This is a genomic window from Sphingobacterium sp. UME9 (assembly GCF_014170215.1).
Taxonomy (GTDB): domain Bacteria; phylum Bacteroidota; class Bacteroidia; order Sphingobacteriales; family Sphingobacteriaceae; genus Sphingobacterium; species Sphingobacterium paramultivorum.
Map to the genome: position 1 here is coordinate 406,023 of NZ_LZZP01000005.1, position 11,952 is coordinate 417,974.

The 11,952-nt window shown below is 40.9% G+C and carries 9 protein-coding genes; 1 reads left to right on the top strand and 8 read right to left on the bottom strand.

From position 1 onward, the window contains the following. Positions 1–216: 216 nt before the first annotated feature. The 5 genes from A9970_RS10260 to A9970_RS10280 all read right to left on the bottom strand — a co-directional run bounded on the left by A9970_RS10260 (position 217) and on the right by A9970_RS10280 (position 7,629). Complete coding sequence (locus A9970_RS10260; protein WP_075995001.1) at positions 217–1,473, bottom strand: YeiH family protein; 1,257 nt, start codon at positions 1,471–1,473, stop codon at positions 217–219. A 122-nt stretch (positions 1,474–1,595) separates the two neighbouring features. Then, positions 1,596–3,377, bottom strand: coding sequence for an acyl-CoA dehydrogenase family protein (locus tag A9970_RS10265; protein WP_153844322.1), 1,782 nt, complete (start codon positions 3,375–3,377; stop codon positions 1,596–1,598). Between the two features lie 135 nt (positions 3,378–3,512). Continuing rightward, positions 3,513–4,688: an acetyl-CoA C-acyltransferase gene (locus A9970_RS10270; RefSeq protein ID WP_088163166.1), complete on the bottom strand. Its 1,176-nt coding sequence runs from the start codon at positions 4,686–4,688 to the stop codon at positions 3,513–3,515. A gap of 30 nt (positions 4,689–4,718) precedes the next feature. Then, complete coding sequence (locus A9970_RS10275) at positions 4,719–7,148, bottom strand: 3-hydroxyacyl-CoA dehydrogenase/enoyl-CoA hydratase family protein (protein WP_182982212.1); 2,430 nt, start codon at positions 7,146–7,148, stop codon at positions 4,719–4,721. 40 nt (positions 7,149–7,188) lie between these two features. Continuing rightward, positions 7,189–7,629: a MarR family winged helix-turn-helix transcriptional regulator gene (locus A9970_RS10280; RefSeq protein ID WP_075995002.1), complete on the bottom strand. Its 441-nt coding sequence runs from the start codon at positions 7,627–7,629 to the stop codon at positions 7,189–7,191. A gap of 276 nt (positions 7,630–7,905) precedes the next feature. Between A9970_RS10280 and A9970_RS10285 the strand changes: the two genes are divergently transcribed. Beyond that, the gene (locus A9970_RS10285) at positions 7,906–8,868 is read left to right on the top strand and encodes an isopenicillin N synthase family oxygenase (protein WP_182982213.1); all 963 of its coding nucleotides are present in this window, start codon (positions 7,906–7,908) and stop codon (positions 8,866–8,868) included. Positions 8,869–8,968: 100 nt separating this feature from the next. On the opposite strand, the gene A9970_RS10290 is transcribed toward A9970_RS10285, so the two are convergent. From A9970_RS10290 to A9970_RS10300, 3 genes are all read right to left on the bottom strand, one after another. Then, positions 8,969–9,724 (bottom strand): porin family protein, encoded by a 756-nt coding sequence (locus tag A9970_RS10290; protein ID WP_236582732.1) that lies wholly within the window; start codon positions 9,722–9,724, stop codon positions 8,969–8,971. Positions 9,725–9,729: 5 nt separating this feature from the next. Then, positions 9,730–10,926, bottom strand: a complete 1,197-nt coding sequence (locus A9970_RS10295; protein ID WP_259655367.1) for a PCMD domain-containing protein — start codon at positions 10,924–10,926, stop codon at positions 9,730–9,732. Positions 10,927–11,070: 144 nt separating this feature from the next. Beyond that, positions 11,071–11,385, bottom strand: coding sequence for an MmcQ/YjbR family DNA-binding protein (locus A9970_RS10300; RefSeq protein ID WP_310889279.1), 315 nt, complete (start codon positions 11,383–11,385; stop codon positions 11,071–11,073). Positions 11,386–11,952 lie beyond the last annotated feature (567 nt).

An 11,952-nucleotide genomic window follows, 5' to 3' on the forward strand; every position in this document is an offset into this window, starting at 1 on the left:
AAAAAAATCACGAAGGCAACCATCCTACACACCAACAGTCCAGCGAAAATCAAGAAGCAAGCAATTTTATAAAAAACGAAGATCTGTGCTACGAATCTGAAAAAAACGCTACTCATAAACCCTTGATGAAAAAGCATAAAAAAGGCCGTCCTAGTTAGACGGCCATCTTTACAATCATATTTTAACGATCTATTTCACCTTGAAACACTTACCGTCTTAGCGAAATAGCACCAGAGCAATCAATAGGGTAATAATAACATTAAAAGTCTGGGCAATCAGAAAAGCATATAGCGGTTTCTTGTTATCTTGAGCAAAAAGATCCTTAAAGTTCGTTTCCAAGCCAATGGATGTAAATGCCAAGGTAAACCAGAGGCCCTGTAAGTTTTTCAAACTTCCTTTGACCGCATCAATCTTCTCAGGAGATATCACGAATGAAAAGAGCAACGATGCAAATACAAATCCCAACACAAACTTCGGAAAACGTTCCCATATAATTTTTAGCGTAGGCTTATCCCGCTTGGTTTCATCATCAACCGATTTCGCATAAGTCCAATAAATACTGATTGCAAAAGCAGCTAGCCCCAACAATACGTTTTGGGAAAATTTCACAATGGTACTGATTTTCAACGCTTCTTCTCCTACCAGGGAACCTGAAGCCACGACAGCACCGGTTGTATCAATACTCCCGCCGAGCCAAGCACCGGTAACTTCTTGCGACAAGCCCATCCACTCCGCCATATAAGGCATGAAAATCATCATTGGAATCGCTGTAATAAGAACCAGTGAAATGACATAGGAAAGCTTTTTGCTATCACCTTTAATTGCTCCCGAAGTTGCTATCGCTGCGGAAACACCACAAATAGATACTGCACTCGACAGCATTAGGGACATCTCCTTGTCAATCTTTAATTTTTTACAGATCCAGAACGCAAAATACCAAACAGACAATACGACAGCCAGTGCTTGAATAAGCCCCAAGGATCCCGCTTTCAGGATATCCCCGAAGATCACGGTAGTCCCGAGCAGAATTAGGCCTATCTTGACATACAGCTCGGTACTGAGCGCCTCTTTAAACCAATTAGGCAGTTTAAAGCAATTGCTGATGACTAAACCGATAATCAAACTAAAAATTACAGCTTCGAGATTATATTCTTTAACCGTTGCATTTCCTGCCAGCACCAATGCAAATACGGTAAGGATAAATACAACAGGAAATACAACGAATAAATGTTTCACAGATTTCCCCAAAAGAAAGGCGCCCAATATCGCGGTAACGAATACAAAAATAAACTGCTCAAAAAGCTTCATTAAATTTGTCGGGTCGAAAACCGTTGCGACGAGTTCGGCGGAATTACTCCACGAAAAACTAGGTACTGGCGCAACAATTCCTGAGAGTGCAAGAAATATGGTAGCGATCCCCAAAATGACGACTACCCAGTCTTCTGTAAATGTAAATGATCTTGAAGATGTCATATAATGGTTAGGGTTTAAAAGGTTAAATGTAGCATAATTACAGTGACTTTCTAGGATTGTAACACAAAAATGGCCGAAGATTTCTCTCCGGCCATTAACCAAAACCAATAATCTATTACCAATCAAAAACAATATTTATTCTCATCTATCAATTTCTTTGCGATTCGCTGACGTGCATCTTTCACATTAAATGGCTGTGCTTTTGTGAATCTGCGCAAACCAACCAACATCATATTCAGTTCATCACCTTCACCAAAAGAATATAATGCTTCTTTACCGGCGGCGCTGATTTTATCAATAGCACCATACAGATAGATCTTAGCCATATCTTTTGCATAGTCTGCTTTATCAGATCCTGTATGCAGCAATTTTTCTGCGCGCAACAAGACTGACTCGGTGATATAAACATACCCGATAATATCAGCAATATTCATGAGGATTTCCTCTTCTTTGGAAAGGGACATCATCAATTTTTGCACAGCTGCTCCCGCAATCAATAACCCTGCTTTTTTAAGGTTTGCCACAATTTTCTTTTCTACAGCGAAAGGCGCATCGTCCTCTTCACCAAAATCTGGAATAGCGAGTAGCTCTCCAGCTACAGCTTGGGCAGGTCCCATCAGATCCAATTCACCTTTCATGGCCCGTTTTAACAGCATGTCAACGACAAGCAATCGATTCACTTCATTCGTACCTTCAAAGATCCTGTTGATCCGTGAATCCCGATAAGCGCGTTCCATTGGCGCATCTGCCGAGTAACCCATTCCACCATAAATCTGTACCCCTTCGTCAACCACATAATCCAACATCTCCGAACACCATACTTTGATGATAGCGCACTCAATTGCAAACTGCTCCACAGACTTCAATTTTGCTTTAGCTTCATCCATACCGCCAGCAATCAATGCATCGTAGGCATCATCAATATTTTGACCGGCACGATACGATGCCGACTCCACAGCAAACAAACGTGTTGCCATCTCAGCCAGCTTATAACGAATGGCTCCAAATTTAGAAATCGGCAGATTAAACTGCACACGTTCATTGGCATACTGCACCGCATGATTGATCACCATACGTGCCGAACCGATCGTGGCGGCGCCCAGTTTTATACGACCAATATTCAGGATATTTACAGCAATCTTAAATCCATTTTCACGATCAGAAAGCATATTCTCTACAGGAACGGCGCAATCATTGAAAAAGATCTGACGTGTTGAAGATCCCTTAATACCCAATTTATGTTCTTCGGGATTCATCGTGATGCCACCAAAGTCTTTCTCTACAATAAATGCCGTCAGGTTTTTATCATCATCGATTTTTGCAAATACGATAAAGATATCTGCAAAACCACCGTTTGTAATCCACATTTTTTGTCCGTTGATCAAATAATGTGTCCCTTCGGCATTTAATTTTGCGGAAGTACGACCCGAATTTGCGTCCGATCCAGCATTGGGCTCTGTCAAACAATATGACGCCTTCCATTCACCGGTAGCAAGCTTTGGAACATATTTTGCCTTTTGGGCATCATTACCATAATACAAAATAGGCAGCGTACCGATTCCCGTATGAGCAGACAATGCGACAGCAAAAGAAAACCCGCCACCTACCGCATCGGCAACAAGCATAGAAGTGTTGAAATTCTTGCCGAAACCACCATATTCTTCGGGAATAGAAACACCCAACATCCCCAGTTCACCGGCCTTATCCATCAAACTAGGCATAAGTCCTTCTTCTTGCGCATCGATACGGTCCAGCTTGTTCAATACTTCTGTATCCAAGAAATCCAAGCAGGTCTGACGAATCATTTTGGCTTCTTCATCAAATTCTTCCGGAATAAAAACGGCTGTATAGGGAGTCTCTCTAATCACGAACTCTCCGCCTTTAATTGCTTTATTTTCACCCATTGTCTTTTTAGATTTATATGGACCAGCAAATCACTGCTTAGTGATGATGCTGTCCACAATGTTTTTAAATACTTCTATGCGTTATGAGATCAGAGATCCATATTTCGTTTATATTGCTATTCTTAGCGGCTAATTTCAATCCAATAACTCAAAAATACCAGCAGCTCCCTGACCAGTTCCGACACACATCGTCACCATGCCATATTTTTTGCCTCTGCGTTTTAACTCGTTTAAGACTTGGACCGTCAATTTAGCTCCTGTACATCCAAGTGGATGCCCTAAAGCGATGGCACCGCCATTGACATTTACTTTCTCTTCGTCTAATCCAAGTTCACGAATAACGGCTAGCGATTGAGAGGCGAAAGCTTCATTCAGCTCAAAAAGGTCAATATCTTCCTTTTTAAGACCGGCTCTTGCCAAAGCCTTGGGTATGGCATAGATAGGTCCGATACCCATAATGCGGGGCGGAACACCTGCTACAGCAAAACTAACGAGCTTTGCTATAGGTTTTACACCAAGCTCTTTCACTTTTGCTTCAGACATCACCAAGACAAATGCAGCCCCATCAGAAGTTTGTGAGGAATTCCCTGCTGTGACGGAACCATTCGCTGCAAAAACTGGTTTTAATTTCCCTAAAGCTTCCAGGGAAGTATCGGCTCGAGGACCTTCATCCGTATCAACGACATATTCACGCGTTGCAATCTTGCCGTCTTTCAAATAATTTTCTTTTACGGTGATAGGTACGATACCATCTTTCAAATGACCATTTTGAATAGCTGCAACTGCCTTTTGATTTGACTTAAGTGCAAAAGCATCCTGATCTTCACGTGAGACATTGTAATCTTTGGCTACAGCTTCGGCAGTCAATCCCATACCCCAATACCAATCTGGATGTTCTTTTGCCACGACAGGATTAGGCACAATTTTCCAACCTCCAAAGGGCATTCCGGACATCACCTCTACCCCACCGGCAATAATAACATCGGCCATCCCAGTCTTGATCTTTGCTACCGCTGTTGCAATAGTCTCCAAACCTGAAGCGCAGTATCGATTAACGGTTACTCCCGGGACCTTATCCGTGTCCAATCCCATCAGTGAAATGAAACGTGCCATATTGAGTCCCTGCTCCGCTTCCGGCATGGCATTCCCAACGATGACATCATCTATATCTTCTTTATTTAAATTTGGCACAGTGGATACAAGATGTTTAATAACATCCGTGGCTAAATCATCCGCCCGCATAAAGCGAAATACTCCCCGCGGCGCTTTGCCTACTGCTGTACGAAATCCTGCTACTATATATGCTTCCATTATTTTTATTTTTTTCGTGAGTAGTGATTTTTAGTTCCGTAAAGGCTTACCCTTGGTCAGCATAAATTGAATCCTTTCAAGCGTTTTGCGTTCGGCACAAAGCTCGAGGAAAGTTTTACGTTCAAGATCCAGTAGATACTGTTCAGATACTTCGGTCGGTGACGATAAATTTCCACCACACATCACCCAGCCTAGTTTTTCTGAGATCTTTCGATCATAATCAGAGATATAATTACCTTCACGCATCGATGAAGCCCCTACATACACGATCCCTAATCCTTGGTTTCCTAAAACCTTGATATCATTGCGTGGAGCAGGCTGAACATAACCCTCATCAGCCAATTCCAGTGCCTTTGCTTTGGCATCTGCCAAAAGGCGGGCACGGTTCATTGTAATTGCAAATTTATCTTTCTGCAAATAGCCGAGTTCATAGGCTTCATAAGCAGAAGTCGAAACTTTCGCCTGCCCAATGGTCAGGAATTTATCTTTTAAGGTGTTCTGAACAATCTGATCCTCCTTAAATTCCTCCGAGGCACGTAGTGTAAATTCTTTGGTTCCACCGCCACCGGGGATAACACCAACGCCAAGTTCAACCAAGCCCATATAAGTTTCGGCGTGAGCCTGAACAAAATCAGCATGCATGGAAAATTCACAGCCCCCACCGAGGGTCATTTGAAATGGCGCAACGACTACAGGTATTGACGAATAGCGTAAGCGCATGGATGTATTTTGAAAGGCACGAACGGCCATATTCAATTCATCAAAATCCTGTTCTACAGCCATCATGAAAATCATTCCAATGTTGGCGCCAGCAGAAAAGTTTTTCCCATCATTGGACACCACTAAACCGCGATATTCCTTTTCAGCGAGATCAATAGCTTTATTCAGGCCCTGGATAACATCTCCGCCAATGGTATTCATCTTGGTATGAAATTCACAGTTAATGATACCATCGCCAAGATCAATAATAGAAACACCCGTATTTTTCCAGATTGTTTTACTTTCCCGAATATGATCCAATACGATCAGATCTTCCGTTCCGGGAATAGCTTTATAAGATTTGGTCGCAATATCATAATAGTGACGTACACCATTTTCAATTTTATAGAATGATTCACATCCCGCTTCCAACATCTCGTGTACCCAGGAAGCAACCTCCCCATCCTGACCTGGAAGTCGTTTTTCTTCGGCCTTAATTTTAGCTAAGGTCTCTCGGACACCTAGCGCATCCCATACTTCAAATGGTCCTAACTCCCAACCAAATCCAGCACGCATGGCATCATCAATGCGGAAGAAGTCATCTGTAATTTCGGGAACACGGCGGGACACATATTCAAACAATGGATAATGCATGGCACGGAAAAGTTCCGCCGCTTTATCGCTTCCTTGTTCATATACTTTCATCCGCTTGCGGATATCCTCCACAGGCTTGGTGGCTTCCAAAGTAGCTGATTTCACTTTTTGCTGTGAACCAAATTCCAGTGTTTTTAGATTTAAAGACAAAATCTCCGAATTACCATCGGCAGCTTTTACTTTTTCATAAAACCCTTTCTTGGTTTTCTCACCCAACCATTTATTCTCTACCATCTTATTGATGAATGTTGGAAGTTGGAAGACACCCTTGGCTTCATCTTCGGGCGCATTCTGTGCCAGTCCATTGGCAACATTCACCAAGGTATCAAGTCCTACAACGTCAGCCGTACGAAAAGTTGCCGATTTGGGATGCCCCATTGCGGGACCGGTATATTTGTCGACCTCTTCCACTGTCAACCCCAAGGGTTCCACTAAATGGGTAACCGCCAACATCGAATAAACACCGATACGATTACCAATAAATGCTGGTGTATCCTTACACAATACAACCGATTTTCCCAGCATCTTATCGCCAAAGTGAAGAATAAAATCAATTACCTCAGGCTTGGTGTGCGGTGTGGGAATAACTTCCAATAAAGGAAGATAGCGTGGTGGATTGAAGAAGTGCGTACCGCAGAAATGATCTTTAAAATCTTCACTTCTGTCCGCTGTCATTAAATGAATAGGAATACCAGAAGTATTGGAAGTAATCAATGTTCCAGGTTTACGAAATTGCTCAACACGCTCGAAAACAGACTTTTTAACATCAAGTCGCTCAACGACAACCTCTATGATCCAGTCCACATGAGCAATATCTTTTAGATTATCATCAAAATTTCCTGTTTTGATACGTCTGACAAATGACTTGCTATAAATTGGCGAAGGGTTTGTTTTTAAAGCCGTGTCTAGGGAGCTGTTGACAATTCGGTCCCGAACGACCTTACTCTCCAACGTGAGACCTTTGGCTTGTTCCGCTGGCAGCAGTTCACGCGGAACGATATCCAACAATAAAACTTCAACACCAATGTTAGCAAAATGACAAGCAATTCGCGAGCCCATAACACCCGAACCGAGAACCGCCACTTTTCTAATATTTCTGTTCATCATAACATATTTATCATGCACTTCTGTACATTTGGTTTAACTTCTAAACGATTACTTCTTCCTTGTAACTGGTTGCAAGCTCATTGAGTTTCGCTAAAGAAGCAATCAATTGATCACGTTCATTTTCTGAAAAATTATCCGCTAAGTATTGATTGAAATTACGCACCACATCCTTGGCAATTCTTCTTTTCTCCCGACCCAATTCAGTCAAGTATACTTTTACTGACCTTTTGTCGGTTTCACTCGTTTCACGGTATATAAATCCCAATGACTCCAAATTATTTAACACCCGGGACAAACTAGTTGTTTTAACTCCTGTCAAATTTGCAATCTGAGAAACAGGTGTACCCTCTTTATGGATGTTAATCAAAATATAACCTGCAGCCTGGGTAAAACCGTACTGCGAAGCAATTTGATTATATTTATTGGCTATTGTCTGCCAGCCTGTTTTTAAAAAATAGTCGATTGTCTGATTTTGGTTCATAAGCGTACTCACAAGCTATTTATTATGCTTGCATAACAAATATACCAGTTAGTAATCAGAATAACAAGATCCAAAATATAAATTTTGTCATATATTCGTCAGCATGACTGCGCTTCATATTTCTTAGCTGAATTTGCCAATAATAGAAAATGTGGAAAACTTTTAAGCACTGAAATACAACCAAATAAAACAAAACATAAAACTTTTATTAACAGCTCCTGTTTAATAATCAAAATTAATTCCGTTAACTTTGTCCTGAACAAACATCAACACCGTATGGCTTTAGTAAACATACCTCGCTTGGACTTGCTACATTATACTCAAGGAACCCAAGAACAACGAAATCAATTCATCCAAGATATTGGCAAGGCTTTTAACGAAACGGGCTTTGTAACGATTGCAAATCATGGCTTATCAAAAGAGCTGATTGAAGAATTATATCAGGTAGTGCCTGAGTTTTTTGGTTTGCCGACCGAGACGAAGGAAAAATATGAATTTCCAGAACTTGCAGGTCAACGTGGCTATACAGCAAAAGGAAGAGAAAAAGCGAAAGATGCGAAGACTCCTGATTTAAAGGAATTTTGGCAACGCGGTCAAACGATCGTTGGTGAAGAATACTCCAAAGCTGATTTTCCGGACAATCCTGAAGTGGCTGAAATACCTCGCTTTAATGGTGTGACAGCTGAGGTCTATAAAAAATTAGAAGATACAGGCCGGGACTTATTAAAAGCGATTGCTACCTACCTCGATCTGGAAGAAGATTACTTTGAAAAATATGTTATCAACGGTAATTCTATTCTACGTGCAATACACTACTTCCCAATCAGCGATCCGGATGCCTTATCTCCAGATGCTGTACGTGCAGGCGCTCACGAAGATATCAACCTCATCACCTTATTGATTGGGGCTAGTGCAGATGGACTTGAAGTATTGACAAAAGACGGAGAATGGTTCCCTATCAAAGCCAAAGGTGAAGATATCGTCATCAATGTGGGTGATATGTTGCAACGGTTAACAAACAATAAGTTGAAATCCACTACGCATCGCGTAGTAAACCCGCCACGTGAAAAAATGGGTACTTCCCGTTTTTCTATTCCATTCTTTTTACATCCAAAATCCTCCATGAGTTTGGCTTCATTAGATTCCTGCATCGATGCGGAACACCCGAAGGTCTACGAAGATTATACCGCTGGTCAGTACCTGGATGAACGATTAAGAGAAATCGGATTAAAAATGTAAGACTCCGCATCATTTAAATTGGTTTAAATGAGCAGAATAGCATATAAAAAAGAAATGGCCGATCCTAGGATCGGCCATTTCTTTTTTATGGATATGAAAGCTATTTCAACTTATAACCTATACCAACATTCATAAAGATATTATGCAATCCGAAACTAATACTTTCAAATCCGGTTTTCATAATATTATTGAAACCATAATCCAACTGTGCCAACGCAAAGAATCTTTTGTCGATAGCATAATGGGCTCCCAAACTCATACCAACATCAATACTCCTGACACTCTCCGAGAAATCATAATCGGCATTATCCACAACAATTTTATTTCCAGTAGGTTCTTCATGTCTAAGATAGCCATTGTAAGCCTCGCCATAGAATTCCTTTTTTACCGCAAAAGAAATATAAGGACCTGCCTGCACATTCCAACGATTTGAAAGCTGATAAGTCGCTTGAATCGGCACAGACAGATACAGATTATGCACTTTGGTTGTAATATCACCCGTATAATAACCTCTCAGCTCCTCTTTTGCATCATTCACAGCATTGAATGTCGTCTTATATCCCTTAACACTCGCTTTTGTATCCATGCCCTTTCCTTCGAAGACGAGTCCCAAAGATACTCCCCATTTGGGATCAATATGATAGTTTGCCCTTGCTCCGACAAAAAAGGGAACATTCGGATTATAGCTTTTAATTTTTCGGATTTCACGTGGCAGTGAAAGCGGTGCGGCTCCGCCGATCTTACCGCCAACCATCACATCAAAACCTAATTTACTTTCACCCGATGTATTTTCCTGCGCATTTGCAACAGACCCTATCAAAACCATCGCAGCAAGTGCGATTGTATATTTTATCATTTTCATTATTTCTTCGTTACAATTTTGAGATCATCCACCGTTAACTTACTACCGACAGCACCAATAAAATTATCACCATATTTACTCGAAGACATCACAATAGCAATGCTATAATCCAAATTGGCAACGTCAGCATCATTTACTTTCGCCGTGTACTTAAATGGCAATGTAAACTTGACAAAACCATTGGTCGCTGTTGCGCCACCATTTTCCAGCCTGGCTATAGCCACTATACTTGGATCTTTCAAAATATTATGTCCAGTCAAATAGGAAACTTTCTTCTTCGGATCAGGCTCCGAATCCATCAGCTGCTTCCGATTATAAAAAACCGCATAGATATCACAGGAATCTTTGGTATTGACCGGCTTCATGTTTTCGTCCGTCACCGTCGCGCCAGGACTATATTTATAGTAACCTTCCAAAACCAAGGGTATCTGATTGAAAGGAAGACCAAACTGCGTTGCCGAAAGTGGATCTGTCAATACAGGTCCCGTGTCAAACGCTCCTATAAAAAGATTTCCCGCAGCAATAGGTTTCTTGAACATCGCCCCAAAAGCACCGGTCAACTTCGTTTCCAATAAAGCCGCTTTCGATCCTGAATGTGCATCCGAACTCGTTTTAGTAGGGTATGACTCGGGCTCCTTTGCACCTCCTCCCAAGCTCAATGTCAAGGAGAAACTTGGATTTCCGGAAGCCCAATTATAGAAATCCTGGCCATCAATTTTATTATAAAATATGGTGTATTTATCATCTTTATCGATCGCCGTATCTTCAAAACCATATTCTGTTGGAACAAATCCACCATCTGTTTTCACAATTTTAATCAGGTAGTTCTTTGTAAACTGATGATCTTCGGACGTAACTTTATAATATACGCCGTTTTTTAGCAATTCATCAACAATTACTTTATTCATATCCTGAGTTCCGGCCGGCATTTTCAAAGAATCCTTCAAAAGTTCAATCGAGGCACCAGGAGTCAGGTCAAAAGTCATATTCAACTTGGTAAGATCATGAATATTGGGCTGAAGATAAAGTGTAACTTGCGTATTTGAGATAACCGGGTTCAGCAAGAAGACATCTTCATCGGCATGAACACCGACAATATCCGCTTCCATATTAAGCGCTTCTTCCTTTATACAACTTCCCAAACTGAAAAGAAGCATAAAACAGATTACCCACGAGTAATTTCGTGTTCGTTTCATAAAAATAATATTTAGTGTAAATTTAATGATCGATGTTATTGAGCGATACATCGATTTGGCAAAGCTACCATTCCTCGCTCCAAAAACAGCTCTTTTAATACCTTTTATGCACCAAGCAACTAATTCTTTACACGTAAACCACACTTAGCGCCCACTAATTTCTTGTCTAATCTTCGCGGGCAGGCTTTCGACAATAAGTTGATAGCTATGCAAAATCAACTCTTCAAGCTTTCTATCATCAAGTTCCCGATTGGCAATAATGGTATTCCAATGCTTTTTATTCATATGATACCCCGGAAGCACTGTGTGTTCGTGCCTTTCACGCAGTTCGATTGCCCACTCCGGATTACACTTCACATTAAACCGCAGCTCATCAATCTGATCCAGTCCCACCAATAAAAAAATCTTGCCACCAACCTTAAATACCAGTGTATCCGGACCAAATGGCGTCTCTTCCATAACTGGTCCAATAGATAAACAATATTCCCTCAGATCTTCAATGTTCATATTTTTTTTAGTTTTAGTTATCGCTCAAGCTAATCTGAATGCCCTTCATAAAATGGACAATAATTCATATAAAGCTAACAAAAACAGCGGGTCGTTTTACTTAAAATCTTTTAATCTTTAGCAAAGGCGATATTAAACCTATTGGCAATAAAGCGATATGGATACAAAGAAAAACAATTGCGGAATAAACTGGGATTAGACAATGAAAAGGATAGGACAACCTCGGTCTTTATAGGAATTATCGACGGATATGAAGCGGTACTCATTCGGAGCTTCTTCGCTTGTAACCGAAGAAGCTCCGAATGAGTACCGAACAAGTACCGAGGAAGCACCGAACAAGCAGCGTTAAAAGGCAGAATATATTATACTGAAATAGGCTTACATATACCAAAGTTAAACGCGGACTGTTACAGCGAATTCTTTCACTTTTTCAAACCATGCTCAGGAAAGACCAGGTCTACTCCTGAGATGATTATCCGGTTAAACTTTAAAATTGCCAGTCTATTATAAAGATGTATT